This window comes from Halorussus rarus (genome assembly GCF_003369835.1).
Classification (GTDB): Archaea; Halobacteriota; Halobacteria; order Halobacteriales; family Haladaptataceae; genus Halorussus; species Halorussus rarus.
On the sequence record NZ_QPMJ01000004.1, the window covers coordinates 138,674 to 162,155 of the forward strand.

21 protein-coding genes are annotated in these 23,482 nt (G+C 68.6%); 8 read left to right on the plus strand and 13 right to left on the minus strand.

Going from position 1 to position 23,482, the window contains the following annotated elements:
• Window positions 1-366 precede the first annotated feature (366 nt).
• Window positions 367-921, plus strand: a complete 555-nt coding sequence (locus DVR07_RS21870; protein ID WP_162829636.1) for a hypothetical protein — start codon at window positions 367-369, stop codon at window positions 919-921.
• Between the two features lie 66 nt (window positions 922-987).
• Here DVR07_RS21870 and DVR07_RS19340 read toward each other — a convergent pair whose 3' ends face one another.
• Window positions 988-2,538 carry an HTTM domain-containing protein gene (locus DVR07_RS19340; protein ID WP_193570275.1) on the minus strand — a complete coding sequence of 517 codons (1,551 nt, stop codon included), beginning with the start codon at window positions 2,536-2,538 and terminating at the stop codon, window positions 988-990.
• 173 nt (window positions 2,539-2,711) lie between these two features.
• On the opposite strand from DVR07_RS19340, the gene DVR07_RS19345 reads away from it, so the two are divergent.
• Together DVR07_RS19345 and DVR07_RS19350 are read left to right on the plus strand one after the other, a co-directional pair.
• A complete protein-coding gene (locus DVR07_RS19345) occupies window positions 2,712-3,191 on the plus strand; it encodes a cation:proton antiporter regulatory subunit (protein WP_115798963.1) in 480 nt (159 codons plus the stop codon).
• On the plus strand, window positions 3,191-4,381 hold the full coding sequence (locus DVR07_RS19350) for a cation:proton antiporter (RefSeq protein WP_115798964.1): 1,191 nt from the start codon (window positions 3,191-3,193) through the stop codon (window positions 4,379-4,381). The genes DVR07_RS19345 and DVR07_RS19350 overlap by 1 nt, the downstream gene beginning before the upstream one ends.
• Window positions 4,382-4,387: 6 nt before the next feature.
• Here DVR07_RS19350 and DVR07_RS19355 read toward each other — a convergent pair whose 3' ends face one another.
• Together DVR07_RS19355 and DVR07_RS19360 are read right to left on the minus strand one after the other, a co-directional pair.
• The gene (locus DVR07_RS19355) at window positions 4,388-4,951 is read right to left on the minus strand and encodes a thioredoxin family protein (protein WP_115798965.1); all 564 of its coding nucleotides are present in this window, start codon (window positions 4,949-4,951) and stop codon (window positions 4,388-4,390) included.
• Between the two features lie 125 nt (window positions 4,952-5,076).
• Window positions 5,077-5,703, minus strand: coding sequence for a trimeric intracellular cation channel family protein (locus DVR07_RS19360; RefSeq protein WP_193570287.1), 627 nt, complete (start codon window positions 5,701-5,703; stop codon window positions 5,077-5,079).
• A 313-nt stretch (window positions 5,704-6,016) separates the two neighbouring features.
• Here DVR07_RS19360 and DVR07_RS19365 point away from each other — a divergent pair, with 313 nt between their 5' ends.
• Complete coding sequence (locus DVR07_RS19365) at window positions 6,017-6,484, plus strand: GNAT family N-acetyltransferase (protein ID WP_115798967.1); 468 nt, start codon at window positions 6,017-6,019, stop codon at window positions 6,482-6,484.
• Window positions 6,485-6,630: 146 nt separating this feature from the next.
• On the opposite strand, the gene DVR07_RS19370 is transcribed toward DVR07_RS19365, so the two are convergent.
• Window positions 6,631-7,632: a glutathione S-transferase family protein gene (locus DVR07_RS19370; protein ID WP_115798968.1), complete on the minus strand. Its 1,002-nt coding sequence runs from the start codon at window positions 7,630-7,632 to the stop codon at window positions 6,631-6,633.
• Between the two features lie 246 nt (window positions 7,633-7,878).
• On the opposite strand from DVR07_RS19370, the gene ctaD reads away from it, so the two are divergent.
• Window positions 7,879-9,651, plus strand: a complete 1,773-nt coding sequence (ctaD, locus tag DVR07_RS19375) for a cytochrome c oxidase subunit I (protein WP_115798969.1) — start codon at window positions 7,879-7,881, stop codon at window positions 9,649-9,651.
• A gap of 39 nt (window positions 9,652-9,690) precedes the next feature.
• On the opposite strand, the gene DVR07_RS19380 is transcribed toward ctaD, so the two are convergent.
• The 9 genes from DVR07_RS19380 to DVR07_RS21875 form a co-directional block, all read right to left on the minus strand.
• Window positions 9,691-10,119, minus strand: coding sequence for a CopG family ribbon-helix-helix protein (locus DVR07_RS19380; protein ID WP_115798970.1), 429 nt, complete (start codon window positions 10,117-10,119; stop codon window positions 9,691-9,693).
• Between the two features lie 104 nt (window positions 10,120-10,223).
• The gene (locus DVR07_RS19385; protein WP_115798971.1) at window positions 10,224-10,586 is read right to left on the minus strand and encodes a DUF7522 family protein; all 363 of its coding nucleotides are present in this window, start codon (window positions 10,584-10,586) and stop codon (window positions 10,224-10,226) included.
• 57 nt (window positions 10,587-10,643) lie between these two features.
• Window positions 10,644-11,663 carry a branched-chain amino acid ABC transporter permease gene (locus DVR07_RS19390; protein WP_115798972.1) on the minus strand — a complete coding sequence of 340 codons (1,020 nt, stop codon included), beginning with the start codon at window positions 11,661-11,663 and terminating at the stop codon, window positions 10,644-10,646.
• Complete coding sequence (locus DVR07_RS19395) at window positions 11,663-12,571, minus strand: branched-chain amino acid ABC transporter permease (RefSeq protein WP_115798973.1); 909 nt, start codon at window positions 12,569-12,571, stop codon at window positions 11,663-11,665. The genes DVR07_RS19390 and DVR07_RS19395 overlap by 1 nt, the downstream gene beginning before the upstream one ends.
• Window positions 12,572-12,580: 9 nt before the next feature.
• On the minus strand, window positions 12,581-13,870 hold the full coding sequence (locus DVR07_RS19400; protein ID WP_115798974.1) for an ABC transporter substrate-binding protein: 1,290 nt from the start codon (window positions 13,868-13,870) through the stop codon (window positions 12,581-12,583).
• A gap of 165 nt (window positions 13,871-14,035) precedes the next feature.
• Entirely contained in the window at window positions 14,036-14,593 is a 558-nt protein-coding gene (locus DVR07_RS19405; RefSeq protein ID WP_115798975.1) for a hypothetical protein, read from the minus strand.
• 13 nt (window positions 14,594-14,606) lie between these two features.
• On the minus strand, window positions 14,607-18,167 hold the full coding sequence (locus DVR07_RS19410) for a PKD domain-containing protein (protein WP_115798976.1): 3,561 nt from the start codon (window positions 18,165-18,167) through the stop codon (window positions 14,607-14,609).
• Window positions 18,168-18,518: 351 nt separating this feature from the next.
• Entirely contained in the window at window positions 18,519-19,091 is a 573-nt protein-coding gene (locus tag DVR07_RS19415; RefSeq protein WP_162829637.1) for a right-handed parallel beta-helix repeat-containing protein, read from the minus strand.
• A 374-nt stretch (window positions 19,092-19,465) separates the two neighbouring features.
• Window positions 19,466-19,609 (minus strand): hypothetical protein, encoded by a 144-nt coding sequence (locus DVR07_RS21875; RefSeq protein WP_162829638.1) that lies wholly within the window; start codon window positions 19,607-19,609, stop codon window positions 19,466-19,468.
• 161 nt (window positions 19,610-19,770) lie between these two features.
• On the opposite strand from DVR07_RS21875, the gene DVR07_RS19420 reads away from it, so the two are divergent.
• The 3 genes from DVR07_RS19420 (at window position 19,771) to DVR07_RS19430 (ending at window position 23,458) form a co-directional block, all read left to right on the plus strand.
• On the plus strand, window positions 19,771-21,693 hold the full coding sequence (locus tag DVR07_RS19420) for a DEAD/DEAH box helicase (protein WP_115798978.1): 1,923 nt from the start codon (window positions 19,771-19,773) through the stop codon (window positions 21,691-21,693).
• A gap of 81 nt (window positions 21,694-21,774) precedes the next feature.
• On the plus strand, window positions 21,775-22,836 hold the full coding sequence (locus DVR07_RS19425) for a right-handed parallel beta-helix repeat-containing protein (RefSeq protein ID WP_115798979.1): 1,062 nt from the start codon (window positions 21,775-21,777) through the stop codon (window positions 22,834-22,836).
• Between the two features lie 298 nt (window positions 22,837-23,134).
• A complete protein-coding gene (locus DVR07_RS19430; RefSeq protein ID WP_115798980.1) occupies window positions 23,135-23,458 on the plus strand; it encodes a tRNA-binding protein in 324 nt (107 codons plus the stop codon).
• The last annotated feature ends 24 nt before the right edge of the window (window positions 23,459-23,482 follow it).

Below are 23,482 nucleotides of genomic sequence, written 5' to 3' on the forward strand. Positions count from 1 at the left end.
AGGGTCGGCTTCCCGTATTTTCGGTTACTATCGGCGGTGAACTGCGTCGCCCGGCGCTCACCTGTTTCGGTTCTATTCTAGAATCGACACTCAGGTTAATTTCTCTAGGATAATGTGGTGTTAAAGCATTAGATAGTAGCACTAGCGAAACACTTATCTCCCCACACACCGAATTATTACATATAGAAAAATCGTGGAATGAAATCGGCGCTTTTTCTATCAATTCCGCATAGCTACTGCTCCGGCGCTCGAGCACGCCGGATTCGGACGCTCAGACGACGAACAGCGCGGAAACCGCCGCGACCAGCGACGCCCGACGGACCGCCCGCCGACCCGTCGAGCACCTCGATAGCCGACAGCAAATCCATGCCAGATACATCTACGGAAGCCACCGACGACGTACCCCCGACCGACTCGCTCACCGACCCCGAGACGCTGCGCGACCGCGAGGACGTCCGCTTCACCGAGGAGACGGTCGTGCGCGGGGACCGCGACCACTGCGCGACCGACATCGCCGGCAGGGCCGTCGTCGGCGTCACCGACGGCGCGGGCGCGGTCCTGCTGGCGATTCACGAGGCCGATCAGGTCGGCATGCTACCCCACGGCCCGGTCGACCCGGGCGACGACTGGGCCGAGGTGGCGCGCGACACGGTCGAACCGGTGACGGGCGTTCCCTTCGAACTCGACGGCGTCGAAGTCGTGCGCGAACTCGACCACGTCGTCGAGGGCGAGGACGAACCGCATTCGAGCACCCACAACGTCATCTTCCGGGCGTCGCTCGCGGACGCGGCGGCCCGCGAGGCGGACCCGAGCCTCGACGAGAACGACCACTGGAACGCCGGGTGGTTCGACGAGGTCCCGGACGAACTCGTCCCGGACGAGGGGCCCGTTGAGGACGACGTCCGGATGTTCGTGGACTGAGTCCGGTAGGGACCGCCTGTCGTCCCCGTTTACGTTGCCGCAAACGTTTACGGAAACGCTCTCCGCTCAGCCGGTCACCGTCGCGTTCTTCGCACACGAGTACCGGAGGAGTTCGACCCGATTCGTCGGCTCGGGCCCGTCGAGCCGGACCGGCTGCTCGACGTAGTAGAGGCCGAGTCGCTCCACGCCGACCTCGCGGGTCGCGTTCCAGCGCCGGCAGAGGTAGTCGGCGAACGCCGGCCGGACCGGGGCGTTCGCGCCCGCCCGGAGGTCCATCATGTACTTGAACCACCTGACGTTCCGGTAGCTCCCCGCCACGTCGGGCGGCTCGTCCCATCTCACGCCTCTGCGGTGGAACACGTCGACGCGCTCGCCCGACGTCAGTCGTCCGGGGACCACGTACCAGCCGTCGGTCGTCCGGGGCTCGGGCGCGAACATGTCCCACCGGTACTCCCCGGGGTCGACCGACCCGTTCACGGCTTCGGGCGTGGCGACGTAGCCCAGGGTGGCCGCGTTCCAGAGCAGGACCAGGGCCAGGAGGCCCGCGACTACCGGCGGCCGAACGCGGCGCGCCCACCGCGCCACCGCGGCCGGGGTCGCGCCGAGCCGCGATCTCGGTAGCAGTCCATCGATTCGTTCGGGCAGGTCGGCGGCGGCTATCCGCCGGCCGACGTCGGACTCGCGGAACCGAGCCGTCGCGGCGTCCCAGAAGACCGGCGGCAGGAACGCGAGCAGGGCCGCGCTCGAGATCAGGGGGAAGACGGTGATCCGCATGGTCAGCGCCATCCCGAGGTGCATCCCGACGAACAGCGCCGCGAACGCCGCCCGGGCCCACCCGGTCAGCAGGACGAGTCCGACCGAGGTTATCAGCAGGCCGAGCCAGAGCCTGTCGAAGGCCTGGAGGAGCGCCGGGTAGCCGGCGAGCGCGTCGCCGAGCCGCGTCGTCAGCTGGTCGAGGCCGAACACGTACAGGATGGCGTCGCCGGTCACCCAGAGGTCGCCCCGGAGCTTGAACAGCGCGTTCGCGGTGTAGACCAGGACCACCTGGAGCAGGAGCGCGGCGGAGGCGACGCCGGCGACGCGGTCGCCGCTCCCACCGAGCCCGCCGCGCTCGGTCCTCCCGCCACCGGCGCCTCGGCCGGCCCGGAGCGCGTCGACCGACCACCGCCGGCCGAGGGGAAGGAACAGCCCCCAGAACAGCAGGCGCCGGAGCAACGAGTCGCCGCCGTTGAGCAGCACCGGGTTCCGGGCCTGGAGCGACACCAGTAGGACGAACGAGACCGCTGCCGCGAGCCTGGTCCGGTAGCCCAGCGCGAGCGCCGCGGCCGCCGCGCCCGCGACCAGGAACAGCGCGGCCTGGAACCACGCCGCTCCCGAGAGGGCGTGGAGCGAGAGCGCGGCGATGCCGCCGAACTGCTCGCGGAGCACCGCCCGCGGGAGGACCCCGGCGTCGGTGTAGAAGGCCGCGAGGTCCCGCGATCGCAGGGCGAGGTCGGCGAGCAGCAGCAGGCCGAGCGCGACCCGGAGCGCGGCCAGCGCCCGGGCGTCGACGCCGAACCGGCGGGCCAGCGCGGTCCGACCGCGCCGGAGCGTCGCGCGGAGGGCGGAGACGTCCATGATACCCGGGGTTGTCAGGAGCGTCTTGTAAACGTAGCGGAGCGCGCCGCCTCCGGCGGGGCCCTCGGCCGGGCCGACTGCGTCCTGTTCTAGGGATGGCAGTCGGTTCGGCGCGGTCGACTGCGATCGGTTCGGCGACGGGGCTTAAGTCGCGTATCGTCGTACTGGACTGCATGACCGTCTACGAGACGGACGTGCCCGGAGTGGGTCGGAAGTTCGAGTACGAGGTCGACGGCGACGACCGTCTCGTGGTCCTCATCCACCACGACGGCAAGCGCGAGGTGTTCCGCCGGCGCTCGGCCGAGGCCGACAGCGAGAAGCTCTTCGAGCTCGACGACCGCCAGGCACGGGAGTTCGGCACGCTGCTGGAGGGGGCGTACTTCCAGCCCGTGGATCTGGACACCGTCCAGGTGCCGCTCGGCGACGGCATCATCCAGTGGCACGACGTGGGGTCCGGCTCGCCGGTGGTCGGCCGATCGCTGAGCGACTGCGGCGTCCGCAGGCGGACCGGCGCGTCGGTCCTCGCGGTCCAGCGCGGCGACGAGACGGTCGCAAACCCGCCGGCCGACTTCGACCTCGACGCCGGCGACGTCATCGTCGCGCTCGGGACCCGGGACGAGCAGCAGACGCTCGCCGACCTCGTGGCCGACTGATGGCCGAGGTGCTGGTCGAACTCGGCATCGCCTTCACCGCCCTCGCGGTCGCCGGCGCGCTCGCCGCCCGGGCGGACCAGTCGGTCATCCCGGCGTACATCCTGGCGGGCGTCGTGGTCGGCCCGTACCCGCCCCGGTCGCTGGGGCCGCTGGACCTGACGCTGGTCTCGGACCTGGAGGTCCTGGAGGTGGGCGCGGAGCTGGGCGTCGTCTTCCTGTTGTTCTTCCTCGGCCTGGAGTTCAGCCCCGACCGGTTGCTGGCCCGACCGACCCGGCTGCTGGGCGTGGGCGCGACCGACTTCCTCGTCAACTTCGGCGTCGGGCTGGGGCTGGCCGCGCTCTTCGGCTTTCCGTGGCTCACCGCCGCGTTCTTCGCGAGCATCGTCTACATCTCCTCGAGCGCGGTGGTCACGAAGTCGCTGGTCGACCGCGGTTGGATCGCCGACCCCGAGAGCGACGTCATCCTCGGGACGCTCGTGTTCGAGGACCTGCTCATCGCGGTCGTGCTCGCGGTGCTGACCGCGGTGGCGCTGGGCGGGGGCGGCGTCGGCGCCGTAGTGGCATCCGTCGGCACGGCCGCGGCGTTCCTCTCTGCGCTCGCGGCGGTCGCGGCCTACGGTACGCCGTACGTCCAGCGACTGCTGTCGGTCGAGGCAGACGAACTGTTCCTGCTGTTCGCTGTCGGGCTCACCACGCTGGTCGCGGGCGAGGCGCTCGCGCTCGGGGTCAGCGAGGCGGTCGCCGCGTTCTTCGTGGGTATCGCGTTCGGGCAGACCGACCACACCCACCGGCTCGAGGACGTTGTCGGACCCACGCGCGACCTGTTCGCCGCGGTGTTCTTCTTCTCCATCGGCCTGGGGACCGACGTGACCGCGTTCCTCGACGTCGGCGCGCTCCTGGCGGTCGCCGTGGTCGCGACGTCGGCTTCCAAGCTCGCCAGCGGCGTGCTCGGCGGCCGGTTCTACGGCCTGAACCGGCGGCGCTCGCTCCGGGTCGGGGTGGGGCTGGTCCCGCGCGGGGAGTTCTCGCTGGTCATCGCCTCGCTGGCGGCCGGCGCCGGCACTCGGATTCCCCGTGCCGACGAACTCGTCTCCTTCACGGTCGGGTACGTGCTCGCGATGAGCGTTCTCGGCACGGTCGCGATGCAGTACGTCGACGCGCTGACCGCGTTCCGGGGCGGGGCCGACTGAGCGGAGTCAGCTCTCCTTCCACTTGATGGAGCAGCCCCGCGAGGGCATGAACTCCAGGTCGACCTCCTCGCCGGCCAGCACCGCGTCGATGGCGTCGTCGGCGTACACCTCGGTCGCCTCGTCGTCCGGGCTGAGCGCGTCGTCGAGTCGGCCGTGGTACGCGAGGGTGAACTCGTCCCCCTCGTTGCGGAGGAGGAACGGGTCGGGCGTGCAGGCCGCGCCGTAGGCCTCCGCGACCGCCTGGGTGTCGTCCCGGAGGTACGCGTCGTACCGGATCGTCCCGTCCTCGACCAGTTCGACCATCTTCTCGTAGGAGTCGTCGGGGTACTCGACCTCGTCGTTGGGGTTGATACCGACGACCGCGGCGTCGTCGTACGCGTCGGCCAGGTCGTTCAGCAGGTCGAACTTGGCCTGGGCGTACGGGCAGTGGTTGCAGGTGAACACCACCAGCACGGCGTCGTAGCCGGCGAAGTCCGAAAGCGAGTACGTCTCGCCGTCGGTCCCCTGCAGCTCGAAGTCGGGGACCGGTTCGCCGCGCTGGAGTTCCTCCTCGGATTCCCGGAGTACCATGGGCGTCGATTGGTCGGCGAGCGAAAAATAGATTGGTCATCGCGGTCGGTTCCGGGGCGGACGGTCGCGCCGCCGGTTCGACGCCCTCCGCCGCGAACCGGCCGGCGACCCATCAGCGGACTGCGCTACCAGTTGTCTCTGACCCCATCGTTTGCCAGTCCGAGCATCTGTGCCGTCGGGAGCGTCCAGCCGTAGGTGACTGCCGCCAGTCGCGTCCCGACCGTCACCGCAGCACATACCGCTACGGCGACACGCCCTGCCCCAGTAGCGGTTACTACCAGCCAATACGTGGTCCCGCCCAGAACTGCACAACTCGCGTAGAAGTCGTCGAACAGGATGAACGGCGAACGGTCCAGTAGAATGTCGGCGAACGCGCCGCCCCCCACCGCGTTGATCGTCGCGACAGCGACGACGCCGAAGGCAGAGACACCGGCGTCAGTCGCCACAATAGCGCCAGCCGTGGTGAACGCAGCGAGCCCGACCGCGTCAGCGACGAGTGTGATCGGATGGTCGTCTGGGGAATCAAGCACGACACTCACTCCGACTGCCAGTCCCACACCGAGCAATCCGAGACTGATTTCGCCCAGCGACCGGAGTGCCAGCGGAACGCGATTCACGAGGATATCTCGGGTCGTCCCGCCGGCAAACGCCGTGGTGAGTCCGACGACAGCGATGCCGAACACGTCGAACTCCTCGCGGATCGCCTTGGTTGCGCCGACCAGAGCGAACGCCACCAGTCCGACTGCGTTCATGACGGCAAACGGGTCAGCAGGCAGCAACCCGAGGAGGTCCTGAATCACTGTTCCCACGTACGTAACTGGGGTTATTGAACGCTACGTATCGCCCCTCGACGACAGTGCTCCGCCGACTGATGATCACTTGAACGCTCCGAGAGTGCAGCTTTCCTCGAGGGGACAGTAATACGTGATGCGTATCGGTCACAGGGTCCGGTCCGCTTTGCCGCCAGGTGTAGAGTCTATTCCGCGTTTTGTACTCCTTGGACGGTCGAGCCAGATGCTAACACACCGTGTACAGTTTGAAAAGTCACCCGAAGGGAACTGTTGTATGGAACTCATCGAAGCCACGGAGGATGACCTCGACGCGCTCGTCGAGCGCTGGTATTCTCTGGCGAAAGCAATGGAAGCGTACGATGAGCTGAATGAACTCGCCTATACGGCTGTTGACGCAGTTCCGGACGACGGCTTCCGCGCCCATCTCGACGACGAAGCGATCACCGACTACCTCATCCGGCACGAGGAGGAGACGATCGGCTTCGTCACGCTCCGCGAGGGCCACCACTCGTCCCGTCAGTACTCGAAATATCTTCGCATCGTGAACATCGCTATCGATGAATCCCATCGGAACCAGGGTCGCGGTACGAAAGTCATCGAGCGCGTCAAGGAGATGGCCCGCGACAGGGGGTGTGACCATCTCAAGGTCTCCTGCGAGTGGCACAACGAGGACGTACGCCGGTTCTACCGCGACACTGGTTTCCGACCGAAGCAAGTCGATTACGCACAACCGCTAGAGTGAGGCCGGACACGCGTTCGGTGCGAGCATCTGACGAGTCTACTTTCGAGACGCGAAACGAGTGACGACCACTCGCTGCCTACACACTCTGTACTACTCGCTGTTTCACCTCTCCGCTCGACAGGAAGACGGCGGCATGCCGACGGCCGTTACCGCGCGACCGCTTCGAGTTCCTCGGGGGGCCCGCCCGGCAACTCGTCGCGGTCGTGCGGCTCCTCGAAGTCGAGGGCCGGCCCCTTCGCCACGATGCGCTTGGGGTTCAGGTCGGCGTGACTCCGGTAGTAGTGCTCCTTGATGTGGTCCATGTGGACCGTCTCGGCGACGCCCGGCGTCTGGTAGAGGTCCCGGAGGTACGGCCAGAGGTTGTCGTAGTCGGCGATCTGGCGGACGTTGCACTTGAAGTGGGTGTGGTACACCGCGTCGAACCGGACGAGCGTGGTGAACATCGCGACGTCGGCCTCCGTCAGCCGGTCGCCGCAGAGGTACCGCCGGTCGGCCAGCCGGTCGTCGTACCGGTCGAGTGCGTCGAACAGTTCGGTGACCGCCTCGTCGTACGCCTCCTGGTTCCCCGCGAACCCGGCGCGGTAGACGCCGTTGTTGATGGGCTCGTAGATGTCGTCGATGGTCCCGTCGATCTCGTCGCGGTAGCCCTCCGGGTAGAGGGTGACGTCGCGGTCCGCCACGTCGTCAAATTCCGTGTCGAGCATCCGCATGATCTCCTCGGACTCGTTGTTCACGACGGTCTCGCGCTCTGTGTCCCAGAGCACCGGCACCGTGACCCGGCCGGTGAACTCGGGGTCGGCCGCGGCGTAGGTCTCCCGGAGGTAGTCGAAGCCGTTTATGTGGTCCTCGGTGCAGCCCTCCTTCTCCGGGGTGAACTCCCAGCCGTCGTCCTCGCGGTAGGGGTCCACGACCGAGACCGAGATGGCGTCCTCCAGCCCCTTGAGGCTGCGCGTGACCAGCGTTCGGTGAGCCCACGGGCAGGCGTACGAGACGTAGAGGTGGTAGCGGCCCGCCTCGGCCGGGAACTCGGCGTCGGGGTCGGCCTCGACCGAATCGCGGAACGACGTCTCCTGCCGGTCGAAGTTGCCCTCCTCGTCGGTGGATTCGTAGGCGTCCACGCGCCACTCGCCGTCCACGAGCATGTTCATGGGGAAGTGTAGGCCACGAGTGCCTAAAGGACCACTGTCCGCGGCAGGCCAGACCGTGACTTGCGGACGTCTGCGAGCCCGGACGGACCCTTCTTGCGGCGGCCATGCACCGTGTCACGTGAAACCGTGAGACGCAGCGGCGCGGTCTCCTCCGGGGGTTTCAAAGCTTTGGCCCAACCTTTCTTAACGATGTAGTCCTCAGCATAGCGTATGGTAGCTGCTGGGGAACTCGTACTGACTGCGGTGATGGGGGTACTCCTGGTCGCGGTCGCGGCCTACATCCTGAACATCGAGGACTGGCGGTCGTACACGCCGCTGTCCGGCGGGGGTACCGGAGGCGGCTACGGCGAGCGCTCGGAGGCCGCCCACGAGGAGAAACCGGGCGGGTTGACCAGGTGGCTGACCACGGTCGACCACAAGGACATCGGCATCCTCTACGGTATCTTCGGCCTCACCGCGTTCGCGTGGGGCGGCATCGCCGTGCTGCTGATGCGGACCGAGCTGCTGACGCCGGACTCGGCGATAATGGGGGCGAACTTCTACAACTCGCTGCTGACCTCCCACGGCATCACGATGCTGTTCCTGTTCGGGACGCCGATACTGTCGGCGTTCGGGAACTACTTCATCCCCCTGCTCATCGGCGCCGACGACATGGCGTTCCCCCGGATCAACGCCATCGCGTTCTGGCTCCTCCCGCCGGGCGCGCTGCTCATCTGGGCCGGGTTCTTCTTCGCGCCGATCGCCAGCATCGCCATCGAGCCCGCTCAGACCGCGTGGACGATGTACACGCCGCTGTCGGTCGAGCAGACCAACCCCGGCGTCGACCTGATGCTGCTCGGACTCCACCTGACCGGCGTGTCGGCGACGATGGGAGCGATCAACTTCATCGCGACAATCTTCACCGAGCGCGGCGAGGACGTGGGCTGGGAGAACCTCGACATCTTCTCGTGGACGATGATCACCCAGTCGGGGCTCATCCTGTTCTCGTTCCCGCTGCTGGGCAGCGCGCTCGTGATGCTGCTGATGGACCGGAACCTCGGCACCACGTTCTTCGCAACCGAGGGCGGCGGCCCCATCCTGTGGCAGCACCTGTTCTGGTTCTTCGGCCACCCCGAAGTGTACATCCTGGTGCTGCCGCCGATGGGGCTCGTGAGCCTGATTCTCCCGAGATTCGCTGGCCGGAAGCTGTTCGGGTTCAAGTTCGTCGTCTACTCGACGCTGGCCATCGGCGTGCTGTCGTTCGGCGTCTGGGCCCACCACATGTTCGCCGTCGGGATGGACCCCCGGATTCGCGGGAGCTTCATGGCGGTGTCGCTGGCCATCGCGGTGCCGAGCGCGGTCAAGACCTTCAACTGGATCACCACCATGTGGAACGGGAAGCTCCGCATGACCGCGCCGATGCTGTTCTCCATCGGGTTCGTCCAGAACTTCATCATCGGCGGGGTGACCGGCGTCTTCCTCGCGTCGGTCCCGGTCGACCTCATCCTCCACGACACCTACTACGTGGTCGGACACTTCCACTTCATCGTGATGGGCGCCATCGCGGTCGCCGGCTTCGCGGGCATCTACTACTGGTTCCCGATGTTCACCGGTCGGATGTACCAGCAGACCCTCGCGAAGTGGCACTTCTGGACCACCATGATCGGGAGCAACGTCACGTTCTTCGCGCTGCTCATCCTGGGCTACGGCGGGATGCCCCGGCGCTACGCCACCTACCTGCCGCAGTTCGCCGACCTCCACATCATCGCGTCGGCGGGCGCGTTCATCATGGGCTTCGGCCAGCTCATCTTCGTCTGGAACATCGTCACCTCCTGGATGGAGGGCCGCCGGGTCGAGTCCGGCGACCCGTGGAACCTCGAGGAGGACGGGCTCAAGACCAAGGACTGGGCGTGGTTCGAGCGCAAGCGCGAGACCGCTATCACCGACGGCGGGGAGGAAACCGTCGCCGACGGCGGCGAGAAAACTGCCACCGACGGCGGCGAGCCGACCGACGCTGACGAATCTTCGACCGACGACTGACGCCAACTGCCGATTCGCTCCGCTCCGTTCTGGACCGCGCTATTCGCCGGTTGCGAACGGGCCGACCTCGTCGACCGGGATCACCGAGTAATCGACCGTGAGGGTGTCCTGGGTCGCCCGGATCTTGCCGACGAACGTCGAGATGTCTTCGAGGCTCCCCTCGAGGATGAACAGCTCCATGCAGTAGTGGTCGCCGACGTGGTTGTGGACGTTCGAGGTGACCAGTCCCTCGTACTCGTGGCGGAGGTGTATCATCCGCTCCTCGACGACCGAGTTCTCGTAGTTGAACAGCACCGTGACCACGCCCATCAGGTCGCGGTCCTCGAGCTTCTTGTCCTCGAACTCCCCCAGGAGGTTGCGGGCGGCCTCGCGGAACACCTCGCTCCGTCCGGTGTAGCCGTGCTCGTCGGCGAACTCGTCGACGCGGTCGAGCAGTTCGTCGGGCATCGAGATGCTGACGACGGTCATGTTGTTAACCGAGCGCCGCGAAAATGATAGCTCTTGTTATCGACCGGCGGTTACAGCGGGTCGAGTTACTAGCTCGGGACCGACGACCGTATCGCCGGTCGGGCTCACAACCGTTCGATGCACTCGCGCATGAACTCGTTGAGCTGGCGCGCCACGTCGGAGTCGAGCGTCACGACGATGCCCCGTTCCTGGGGGAGCGGGAAGTGCATCACGACCGCCTCGTCGAACGACCGGACCGTCCCGTTGAGGTCGCTGAACGGGAACTCCCGCTGCTCCCGGGCGCGGGACTCGCCCCGGAGGTGGTCGACCGTCCGCGCTATCTCGGCGTCGAGCGTCTCGCGCCGGAGGTCGGGTCTGACGTACTGCACCTCGTACCCCTCGGCGTCGTACCGGCAGACGACCCGGAGCGACTCGCCGGTCGAGTCCCGGAGGTACGCGGTCAGGTCGTCGACGTTGGCGCGCGGCATCACGTTAAAAATCCTATCCGACTACTTATAAATTTAGTGGCCACTCTGCGGCCGCCCTCATCCCTCACGGCGCATCGCCTCGGGGTCGCCGAGGACGCCCCACGGTCGGTAGGTCATCACGAGGATGACCAGCAGCCCGATGACCAGCAGCCGGAGGTTGGTCACGACGCTCTCGAACGGGACGTAGTCCCGGAGGAAGCGGGGCAGTTCCAGCAAGACCGCCAACAGGAACCCGCCCAGCACCGCCCCGCGGTTGGTCCCGCTGCCCCCGACGATGACCGCGATGTAGACGTAGAACGCCCACCGCGGCGAGAACTGGCCGGGGACCAGGAAGTTGAGCTGGAGCGCGGTGATGGTGCCGGCCGCGCCCATCACCATGCTCCCGAGCACGAAGCTCTGGGTCTTGAACGCGAAGGTGTCCTTGCCGACGCTCTCGGCGACCCGCTCGTCCTCCCGGACCGCCTTCAGCACCCGGCCCCACGGGCTGTCGACGCCGGTCTCCAGCAGCCAGTAGGTGACGCCCAGCAGGGCGAGCGCGACCCCGAGCAGAATCAGGTTCGAGTAGTCCATCCCGAGGATGGGGTTCGACACCGTCAGTCCCCGCGCGCCCTGGGTCAGCCACCCCTCGTTCGTCAGTATCAGCCGGATGACCTCGGCGAGCCCGAGCGTGGCGATGGCGAGGTAGTCGTCCCGGAGTCGGAGCGTCGGCAGCGCGATGAGCAGCCCGACCGCCCCGGCGGCGAGCGCGCCCGCGACCACGGCGGGCGCGAGCGGGAGCGGGACCCCGGCCACGTCGACCCAGAGGTACGGCAGGTTCAGCCCCAGCGCGGTCGGCGCGCTCGGGGGCTTGGTGACCAGCGCCGCGGTGTACGCCCCGATGCCCCAGAACGCGGCCACGCTGATGTTGAACAGCCCGGTGTACCCCCACTGGAGGTTGAGCCCGAGCGCCAGAATCATGTAGACGACTGCGAACGTGGCGACGTTGACGAGGAACGCCGGCAGGCCCGTCAGGCCGGCCAGCGGGGCGAGACCCGCGGCGGCGTCGGCGGCGAGGCCGGCGACAGCCACCCCCGCCATCACCACTGCCCTCCAGCGATGCCGTCGGGCTTGACCAGCAGCACCCCGACCAGGATGAGGAACGACACCGCCGCCCGGTAGCTCGCGCTCACGCCCGGTATCGCGATGGACATCTCCTGGGCGATGCCGATGACGTAGGCGCCGACCATCGCGCCGTAGGGGCTCCCGATGCCGCCGAGGATGACCGCGGCGAACGCCACCAGCAGCACGTTGAACCCCATCCGTGGCTGGATGACGCCGGTCTGGACGCCGAGGAACGCGCCGCCGACCGCCGCGAGCGCGCCCGACAGCCCCCACGTCGCCCGGAGAACCCTGTCGGTGTCGATGCCCGTGACCTTCGCCAGCGACCGGTTGTCCGCGGTCGCGCGCATCGCCACGCCCATCGTGGTCCGGGTCAGGAACAGGTGGGTCGCGAGCGCGAACAGCGCCGCGACCGCCACGATGACCAGCCCGTCCCGCGTGAGCCGCAGCCGGAGCACGAGGTCGTAGCCCCCGACTGGGAGCGTCGTGTCCACGAACTGGACGCCCCGCCGAAGCGGCAGCCCGTACGACCGGAGCTGGTTCGACCAGACGATGCGGATCAGGCTCCGAAGCACCAGCGCCACCCCGATGGTGACGACCAGCAGCACGATGGGCGAGGAGTCGCGGTGGCGCACGAACAGCACCCGGTCGAGCGCGACGCCGAGCACCGCGGTGGCGACGACGCTCGCCCCCACCGCCGCCGCGAACGGGAGGCCGAGCGCGACCGTCGCGACGTAGGCGACGTACGCGCCGACGGTCAGCAGCTCGCCGTGCGCGAAGTTGGCGAAGTTGCCGATGCCGTACAGCAGCGACAGCCCGACCGACGCCAGCAGGACGATGCTCCCGAAGACGACCCCGTTGGCGAACAGCTGGAGGAGGCTAGCCATCGCCGGCGCCTACTGCCCCTGCGTCGCGGTGGCGTTCCCCGTCGTCGTGGTCGCGGTTCCGCCGCCCGAGCCCTGCTCGACGTCGAGGAACCCCTGCATCCGGTAGTCGCCGTTCGCGAACCGCCACCACTTGTAGGTGCCCGGCACGTCGCCGGCCTCGTTCAGGTCGATGGACCCCGACACGCCCGCGTAGTTGATCTGGCCGCCGCCACCCAGCGCCTCCTTCGCGGCCTCGAACGACGAGACGGTCTCGCCCTCGGGTCGGGAGACCGGGTAGATGGTCTCGCGGAGCGCCGCGCTGCCGAACTCGTCGGCGGCCTCGATGGCGAGCGCCGACAGCATCGTGGCGTCGTACGAGTAGGCCGCCCACACGGACGGCTGGGTGTCGTAGCGGTCCTGGAACGCCGACACGAACGACTGCCACGCCTCGGACTCGGTCGGCGCGCTCGGGGTCGTGCCGATCATCCCGTCGAGCGCCCGGGCCGGGACGTTCTCCCGGATGGGCTCGGCGAGCGTGCTCTCGGCGCCGACGTACTGGACCCGGTCTTTGATACCCATCTCGAACGCCTGGCGGGCCATCGTGGTGAACGACTCGGGGTACGCCACGAACATGATGGCGTCGGGGTCGCCCTGCATCGCCTGGTTCAGCTGCGGGCGGTACGACGCCCGCCCGGAGTTGTACGGCACGGTGTTGGTGATGGTGCCGCCGGCCGCCTCGAACCGCGCCTCCAGGACGTCGGTGAATCCCCTGCCGTAGTCGTTGTTGACCAGGATGACCGACGCCGACTCGATGCCCCGGTCGCGCGCAAGCTGGGCCATCGCCGCGCCCTGGAACGCGTCCGACGGAGCGGTCCGGAGCACGTAGCCGTTATCGTCGAGCGTGGTTATCTGCGGGCTGGTGCTGTGCGGGCTCACCTGGACGACCTGGTTCGGGATCGTCACCGACCGCGCGATGGCCATGGTCACGCCGCTGGACACCGCCGCGATGAGCAGCGGGACGCCCTCCTGGTTGACCAGCTTCTGGGCCGCGCTCACGCCCGTCTGGGGCGCGCTCGCGGTGTCCTCGACCGACACCGCCAGCTCGCCGCCGTCCTTCAGTCCGACCTGGTTGACGCGGTCGACCGCGAGGTTCATCCCCCGCTCGTGGCGCTGGCCGTACACCGCGAGGTCGCCCGAGCTCGACACCGCCGACCCGATTCGGTACGTCTGTCCCTGCCGCAGCAGGCCGGTCGTGGTCGCCGCGACGCTCCCCGCGCCGAGCGCCGCGAGCACCGACCGGCGTGTGGTGTGTGTTTGCATTTCCCCCACCAACGCTCCCGTCAACCCTCTCCGCCTAATACCCTTCGGTGGTACGACAGGTTCGCGCCGCGGACCATCCGAGAAATCTCTGGTTACGCGTCACGCGCGGCCGAACGCCCGGACCGATACTCGGAACGACGGGGCAGGAGCCCCCTCGACGCCGGGTCACTGCTCCTGCTTGGGCGTGGTGAACGGGATGGTCGCCGCGGTCCGCTCGGTCACGGTCGCGATCCGGACGATGAACGACACCAGCAGCGCGAGCGGGAGGAACGCGACGGTCACGGCCACCGGCAGGACGACCTGGGCGTACTGCAACAGCGTCGTCCCCTGCTGAGCCGTGAACCCGAGCAGGAACAGCACCGACACCAGCTCCGCCGGGATTCCGGCGTACAGCAGCACCCGCGACAGCGACGAGAGCTCCTCCTGGAGGTAGAGCGACTTGAAGTACTGGCGGGCCACGTCGACCTTCTGGAGGTGCTCGATGAGGTTGTCCAGCGCGTCCATCACCGACTCCGGCAGCTCGTCGCCGCGCCGCGAGCGGATCCGCCGGATGCGGTTTATCTCCTGGGCGTAGTTGGTCGTCAGCGTCACCGAGAGCACGTCGAACGTGTCGGCGCCCGAATCGTCGAGGATGTCGACGATGTGGTCGGCGTGGTCGGTGAGCGACTCCACCACGTCGTCGACCTCCGAGCGGGTCTCCTCGCCGACCGCGCCGAACGTCATCCCGCCGATGCGCTCAGTCCCGCAACCGCGCCAGCAGCGTCGCGGCGAGCAGCGCGACGAGCGTCACCTCGACGCCGAATCCGGGCACGTCGGGCGCGGCGGAGCCGAGCCCGCCGTCCTCGCCGCCGGTCACGCCGAGCGACGCCGTCCGGCTCCCGACCTCGACCGTGTAGTTGCCCGCGGCGTTGACCTGTCGGACGAAGGTGACCTCCCTGGTCTCGCCGCCGGGAACCGTGACGTTCTTCGTCGCCACCGCCTCGCCGAACATGGTCAGCGTCACCGCGCGCTCGCCCGGTTCGCCGCCGGCGTTCTCGACCGTGGCGGTGATCTCCACGCGCTCGCCCGCTTCGATGGTCGACGCGTTGAGCGCCACGCCGGTCACCGACGTGTCGGCGGGAATCGTCTCCTTGACGGTCAGGTTCCCGACCGCGGCGCCGCCGACCGAGACGTCGTAGCTCCCGGCGGCCGGCGCCGGTCCGGACAGGGTCACCTCGGTCGTCTCGCCCGCCGGCACCTCGACCGTCCGGGAGGCGACGGCGGTCCCGTCGAGCGTGAGGTTCAGCGTCGCGCTCCGGGCCGCCGTGCCGGCGTTCTCGACGGTGGCGGTCGCCTCGACCGGGTCGCCGGTGGCCACCGTCCCGCTCTCGAGCGACGCGTCGCCGACCGCGAGCGGGCTGTTCGCGCCGACCGCGAGCGTCCCGAGGCCGTCGGCGGTGGCGCGCAGGCGGTACCTGTCGCCGGTCGCGGCCACGACCGACGCGTCCACCGGCTGCCAGCCGGCGTCGTACCGGTAGACCGCGACGTCGTCGCCGGCGGACAGTCCGCCGAGCGCGGACCGATTCACCGTGAACTCGACCGTCGCGTTCGCCACCGCGGTGTCGAGGTACTTCGCGTCGAGGTCGAGGTACGCCAGCGTCTCGTCGGGCGCGTCGAGTTCGGCGACACCCTTCGGGACGGTCGCCCCGGCCGCGCTCTCGAAGGCGACGTGGGTGTCGTCGTCCCGGAGGTCGAGCGCCAGGCGCTCGAAGCCGACGCCGGTCTCCTCGGTCGCGTCGCTCTCGGGCAAGTCGGCCTCGACGGTCTCGTCGCTCCGGGCGTTGCGCACGTCGACGAGCGCGCTGTTCGGACCGGCTTTCTCGGTCTGGATGACGACCGGCGGCGGGCCGAGGCTCGTTCCGCCGCCGCCACCGCCGGAATCGCTGAGGGCTTTTCGGTCCTCGGACGAGTCGTCCCCGCCGGATTGCGAGGAGTCCCGCTCCTCGACCGCGATGCTCGCGGACTCGCTGGCGGTCTGTCCGTCTTCGTCGACGACCGTCACGGTCGGCTCGTAGGTGTCGGCGCTCTCGTAAGTGTACGACACCGTGGCTTCGTCGGTGGTGTTGCGGTCGACCTCGCCGTCACCGTCGAAGTCCCACCGGTACTCCCTGATCTCGCCGTCTTCGTCGCTCGACCCGCTCGCGTCGAGGGTGACCGAGTCCCCGACGTCGGCCTCGTCGGGCACCGAGAGCGACGCGCTGGGCGCGGCGGTCACGGAGACGGTGGTCCAGTTGCTCTCGACCGCGCGTCCGGCGGCGTCGCGGACCGTGAGTTTGACCGAGGCGTCGCCGACCTCGTCGAACTGGTAGCTCGCGCTACGACCGGTCGCGTCATCGACGTTCCCGTTCTGCCGGAAGCTCCAGACGTAGTCCAACGACCCGCTACTGTTGTCCCTCGCGCTTGCCGACACGTCGAGCGTTCCGCTGACCGACACCTCGCTCGGGACGTCCGTACTTTCGATGACGGGATCGTCCCCGGGCGTGACGTCGACCGCCACGCTGTCGGTGTCGGTGTTGCCGTTGGTGTCGGTGACGGTGAGGTTGACCCGGTATTCGCCCGACGACTCGAAGGTGACGTCGGCCTCGGGGGTGCTCGCGTCGTCGTCGCTTACGGTACCTGCGCCCGAGGGCACGCTCCACTCGTAGGTGTCGACGCTCGCGTTCCCGTCGCTGCTATCGCTTCCGTCGAGAGTTATCGGCGCGCCCGCCTCGACCTGTGTCGGGGAGGCCTCCGCCGCGGCGCTCGGGTCGTCCTGCGCGAGGACGGTCACCGATTTCGTGACGGTATCGGTCCGGCCGGTCGCATCGGTCACCGCCAGGGTGACGTCGTAGGTGCCCGGCGAGTCGAACGCGTGCCGAGTCCGGTCGCCGGTCTTCGTCGTCCCGTCGACGGACCACTCGTAGCCGTCGATCACCCCCGAGTTGTCGGAACTGGCCGACCCATCGAGGGTGACCGTCTCGCCGGCGACGAGGTGGTCGGCGTCGCCCGCGTTGTCGTCCACGCCGAAGTCGGCCGTCGGCGGTTCACCGGCTTGCACTTCGACCGTCGTCGCCGCCTCTTGGGTCCCGCCGCCGGTGACCAGCGTCACTGTCGCCTCCATCTCACCGTCGGTCTCGTACGCGTGGGAGACCGACGCGTCGGTGGTGTTCTGCTCGACCGCCCCGTCGCCGTCGAAGTCCCACTGGTACTGGTCGGCGTCGCCGTCGACGGTGAAGGTGACGCTCTGGCCGACCTCGGGGGTGGTCGGACTCGCCTCGAAGTTTCCGCTGAAGCAGTTCGCGCCGCGCTCGATGACGACCGACCGGTTCATCCGGAGCTCCTCCATCGTGCCGTTCATGTCGTCGTGTCCCGTGTTGCTCCGGACCTCCCACGCGTCGACGTTCCGGAACGACTCGGGTTCGATGGTGACGCTCTCGTCCTCGGCGAGATTCTGCATTCCGCGGTACGCGCCGCCGTCGTTGCCGCCCGGCCCCCAGAACCAGTTGACGTTGAACTCCCCGCCCGAGAACTCGCGGAGCGGCCGGGACTCGTACTCGGCCTCGCGGTGGCCGTACCGGGTGCCGTCGCCGTCGGTGTACACGTCGTCCATGTTCTGCCGGGGGTACATGTCGTCGATGTAGGCCCACTCGCCCTCTGGGAGGTTCCGGAACTGCCACGTTGCCTCACCGCCTCCGGGCGAATCCACGTGGAACCCGTCGCCGGCGATGCCGCCGTAGATTCCGTTGTACTTCCGGTGGGAGGCCGTCGGATACTCGTCGTCGTTCATGCGGTCGTGTCTGACGACGAGGCTGACCTCGCCGTTCGCGTTCTCGTAGAAGAACATGTGGCTCTCGCCGTTGTCGGACCAGTTGTAGAGCCCGTAGGTGCCGTAGTTCCAGTTCTCGTACATGTACGGGGTGTTGAGATACGGCGCGTAGTACTCGGTCTGTCCGCGCCCGTCGTCGTGGTACCGGTAGTCCATGATGGACTCGATGCTCTCGAACCCGTCCCAGTCGGGGTCCCGGTACGGTCCCGTCACGTCGCCGACCGTGTTCGTCCCTCGCACCTCCACCTCCGGGACCATCTTGGGGTGGTCGTGGCTGTACGCCTTGATCTCGTAACAGAGGTCCGTGCCGGGTTGCCGCACGGTGTACACCGGCGCGTCGTGGTGGTCGGCGCTCGCCGTCCCGACCAGCCCCGCGAGGCCGGGCGGGAGTACCGACGCGACCAGCAGCACCGTCAATCCCAGGCTCAGAACCGCGGTTCTATCGAGATTCATCTCGCGCTTATCGTCCGTATCCCGGTATTTCCCTTTGTTATGGCCTCTCTGTCCGGAATTCTGGCCGCGGCTACGGTCGCGTAGCCGGCGCGTACGCGCCCGACCGACGCGAATCGCGCTGTCACAGGCGACGCTTACGTGCGGTGCGTCGCTTGGGGTGGCCGGTCAGCGACCGGCCGAGCAGTTCGGGGTTTTCGCGAAAGAGATTCCACACCCGGAAAGCGACGAACGCCAGTCCCGGCTGGCCGGTTGTTCTCGCTGGCCGATGCCGCGGCGTCTCGCGCCGACCAACTGTCGTACCGGGCACGGGCGACCGAAGAAAGCAGCCGACGCGGGGTCGCGCCGCAGGGGTCAGTCGCGCTGGACCTCTATCTCGTTGCCGGAGAACTCGTTGTCCGCGAGCGTAACGGTCTGGTTTATCGCCGAGACGCCGACCAGGTTGTCCTCGACGGTGCTGTTCTCGACGGTGGCGCTCGTGGCGTTCTCCAGCCGGACCCCGAAGGCGTTCGAGTAGGTCCTCACGTCGCGGACGGTCGCCGACCCGCCCTCGACGAGCACGCCCGCGTGCCAGTCGTCGACTTCGACGTTCCGGATCACGACGTTCTCGGTGTCGACGGCCGCGATGCCCTTGGTGTCGCTCACGCCCCGGCCGTCGACGAGGTGGCCCCCGCCGTCGAGGGTCACCCCGTCGGCGGTGATCCTGATGCAGGACTTCGAGATGGGCGTCTTGCCGCCGTTCTCGATGTCGGACGTCAGGACGTACTCGCCGGGCTGGTCGATGGTCGTGCAGGAACTGATCTGCGTCTGGGCCGCGTCGGTCGCCGCCGCGCCGTGGAGGGTCGCGGTCGTCAGCGCCGCGCCGCCGCAGACCGCGACGAACGCGACGGCGAGGACGCCGAGCGCCCGGAGGTCTCGGAGAGTCACGGTTCCGGCCACGACGGAGGGACAGTTAAGCCCTCTTGCCGGTTCACGCGCGAACGGCGACGAACGGAACGGTAAGGGCAGGGTACTCCCGGTCCGTCGCCGTGCTCCTGGGTCGCGTCGAAAGCGTGTCGCGGCGACGGCGTCCCGACGGCGGACGCGAACCGCCCGCTCTCTGGCGAGGGCCTACGGCGCGGCAGTCTCGCTCGCCGCCATCTCGCGGCATCTCCGAGCCTTCACGTCCGCGTCTCCGCGCCGTACGGTCCCTGGATTTGCACGTCTCTGTCCGTGCCCGCGAGGCCGCCTCCCGACCGCGACCGGGTCACCGTCGGTCCGCGTTCCCGGCGCTGACACCAGGTCGGCGTCGCGTCCGGGACTCAGCGCCCGTCGGTCCGGCAGTCCTCGCAGACGGCCACCTCGGCCGAAATCGCTCCGTCTCCGTGGCCGACAGGCAAGACCGTAATCGGCACGTACTCCCGGCAGTACGCACAGCGTTCGATGGCCGCGATTCCCGTGTCCATACCTCCCTCTCATACCCCCACTACTCAAATTTTACTCCGGCTGTCAGCCAATAGATGTAAATCTTGTGGCCAATTGTTGGAAAAACAACGTGGTGTTCAATGGAATATATACATCTTTTATAGCACAACTCGTTTATTCCCCGTGTCCCTACAGGCGATGGATGACTGACCCCGAGGACGCTCTGGACGCCGACCCGGCGGGTGGGGACCCGGCCGACCCCGACCCGCCGGGCGAGGACCCCGCCGACGCTGCACCGTCGGACGAGGACGACGGACCGGTCGACGTCGAGGACTTCCACGACGCCGTCGAGCAGTTCGGCCGCCCGGTCGTCACCGCCGGGGAGGTCGCACGGGCGCTCGACCGCTCGCAGGCCGAGACCGACGACGCGCTCGCCGGCCTCGCGGAGGGCGAGGGCGTCGAGCGGCTCGACGTGTCGAACGACCCCGTGGTCTGGTACCCGACCGATTGGGGGAAGCTGGCCGACCGCGAGCGCGTCGTCGTCTTCCCGAAGCGCCGGGAACTGGTGGTCGACCAGCCGACCCAGTTCACCCGGGCCCAGCTCTCGCAGTTCGCCCACCTGGTCGACACCACCCGCGACGGCGGATACATGTACGAGATCCGCCAGGAGGACGTCTGGGCCGCGCCGTTCGACGACTTCGAGGGACTACTCGGCACCGTCCGGGACGTGCTGCCCGAGCGGTCGCCCCACCTCGAGGAGTGGATCGAGAGCCAGTGGAAGCGCGCCCGACAGTTCGTCCTCCGGACCCACGAGGACGGCTACGTCGTGCTGGAGGCCGCCAGCGAGGACCTGATGGGCAACGTCGCGCGCCAGAAGCTCGACGAGGACCACCTCCGGGCGCCCATCTCGGACACCGAGAGCTGGGTCGCCGAGGAGTCGGTCGCGGCGGTCAAGCGCGTCCTCTACGAGGCCGGCTACCCGGTCCGCGACGAGCGCGACCTCGAGACCGGCGAGGAGCTGGACGTCGAGCTCCGACTCGACCTCAGGGAGTACCAGCAGGAGTGGGTGAACGAGTTCGTCCGGTCGAAGTCCGGCGTCCTGGTCGGCCCGCCGGGCAGCGGGAAGACGGTGGCGGGGATGGGCGCGATAGAGGCCGTCGGGGGCGAAACCCTGATCCTGGTGCCGGGCCGCGAACTTGCGAGTCAGTGGCACGACGAACTGCTGGCCCACACCACCCTGACGCCCGACCAGATCGGCGAGTATCACGGCGGGACCAAGGACGTCCGGCCGGTGACCATCGCAACCTACCAGACCGCCGGGATGGACCGCCACCGTCAGCTGTTCGACAGCCGCGAGTGGGGGCTCATCGTCTACGACGAGGTCCACCACGTTCCGTCCCGGGTGTTCCGGCGGTCGGCGGACCTCCAGAGCAAGCACCGGCTGGGGCTGTCGGCGACGCCGGTCCGCGAGGACGAGAAGGAGGAGGAGATATTCACCCTCATCGGCCCGCCCATCGGCACCGACTGGGACGCGCTGTTCGACGCGGGCTACGTCCAGGAGCCGGAGGTCCAGATCCGCTACGTGCCGTGGGACGACGAGACCTACCGCCACGAGTACGGCAGCGCCGACGGCCACGAGAAGCGCCAGCTCGCCGCGAGCAACCCGGCGAAGCTCCGCGAAATCAGACACCTCCGGGCCGAGCACCCCCACGCGAAGGCGCTGATCTTCGTCGAGTACCTCGACCAGGGCGACGAACTGGCCGAGGCGCTCAACGTCCCGTTCATCTCGGGCGAGATGCGCCACGCCCGGCGCGAGCACCTGCTCCAGGAGTTCAAGTCGGGCGACCGCGACACCCTCGTGGTCTCGCGGGTCGGCGACGAGGGCATCGACCTGCCCGACGCCGAACTCGCCGTCGTCGCCTCCGGGCTCGGCGGCTCCCGCCGGCAGGGCGCCCAGCGCGCCGGCCGGACGATGCGCCCGACCGGCAACGCCCGGATGTACGTGCTGGCGACCCGCGGCACCACCGAGGAGGACTTCGCCCGCCGCCGGATGCAGCACCTCTCGGCGAAGGGCGTGCGGGTCACCGAGCGGAGCGCGGAGGCGGTCGAGGACCGCCGGCCGTAGTCGAGGCTGCTGCCGTCCGTAACCAGAGTTACCGGGGCGAATCGGCCGAATAACGATGGCCGTCGGGGTCGAAGCGCCGGCATGCGCCGCGCGACACTTGCGGTCGCCACGCTGCTCGCGGTCGCCGCGGTTTCGCCGACCCTCGGGAACGCCGTTCAGGATTCAGGAGACCCCGAGCGAATCGACTCCTGCACCACCATCGACGACCCCGGCCGGTACGCGCTGGTCGACGACGTCCGGAACGCCTCGGCCGGCCAGTGTATCCGCATCCGGGCGAGCGACGTCGTGCTCGATGGCCGGGGCCACCTCGTCGACGGCCGAGGCTCCTTCGGCACCGCCGGAGTCGCGGTCGGCGCGTGGGCCCGCCCCGTCTCGAACGTCACCGTCCGGAACCTGACGGTGGCCGACTGGGACGACGGGGTCCGGCTGACCGAAGCCGACCGCGGCGCGTTTCTCGACGTCACCGCGATCAGAAGCAGGGTCGGGGTTCGGCTCTACTCGTCGAGCCGGAACCGACTCGCGGACGTGCGCGCGAGCGACAACGCGGTCCACGGGCTCTCGCTGCTGGACGACAGCGACGGGAACCGCGCATCGAACGTCACCGCCGCCGGCAACGCGCTGTTCGGCGTCCACCTCGGCGCCGACTCCTCCGGGAACCGGGTCGAGAACGCGATCGCCCGCGCCAACGAGTACGGCGTCGTGGCGGTCGGCGCCGACGGGAACCATATCGTCGGCGGCCGCGCGACCGGGAATCGAATCGCTGGCGTGTGGCTCTCTGCCGCCGACGATACCCGGGTCGCGGACCTCCGGCTCTCCAACCGGTTCTACGGGGTCTTCGTCGCCGACGGTTCGACGAACAACTCGCTGGCGGGGAACCGCGCCGTCGACAGCGCGGTCGGATTCCGCCTCCGGAACGCCGACGGGAACCGCCTCCGGGACAACCGGGCGTCGGGCAACCGCGACGGCGTCCTGCTCGTCGAGAGCGACCGGAACGCGGTGGTCGACAACCGCATCACCGACAACCGGCGGGGCGTCTCGCTGCTGGCCGCCGACGACAACCGCTTCCGCGGGAACGCCGTGCGCGACAACCGCCGGAACTTCGTGGTGGCCCGCGGGAGCGAGAACAACAGCGTGCCGGCGTGAAAACCGGACCTCTGTGGGAGCGCTTTCTCACCCGAAGCTACTTCGGCGCGCGCTGGCGGACCCTCGTGGTCCGTCACGCCGTGCGAGGGACGAGGAGCGCAGGCCTTTGGCCGAGCACCGCAGGAGGCTGGGGAGGCGTGAGGCGGTTGCGGGGCGGTGCTGTGCGGGACATCTGTGACGGCAGTAGCTAGCTTCTCCTGTCCTATCCTCGGTATCGGTCTGTCCCGTACCAGACCATCAACCGACCGATTTCCCCGAACTCGACATTTAAGTCGACCGCCGTACAACCCCGACCCGCATGACCGAGAGCCCGTTCGACACCACCTTCCGCGTCGGCGAGGTGCTCGACGCCGAGTCGTTCCCCGAGACGAACAAGCCGGAGATGGCCATCCTGCAGATCGACCTGGGCGACGAGGAGGTCCAGTCGGTGGCCCAGACCGGGTACAACTACGACCCCGACGACCTCGTGGGCCGGCAGGTGCTCTGCGCGACGGACCTCGGCTCGGTCCGCATCGCGGGCGAGAAGAGCGAGGCGCTGACGGTCGGCGTCCCCGACGAGGAGGGCCACCCGGTGCTGGTCGGCCCCGACGAGGACGTGCCGCTCGGCGGCGAACTGTACTGACCCGGCCGTCGGGAGTCCCGGTCT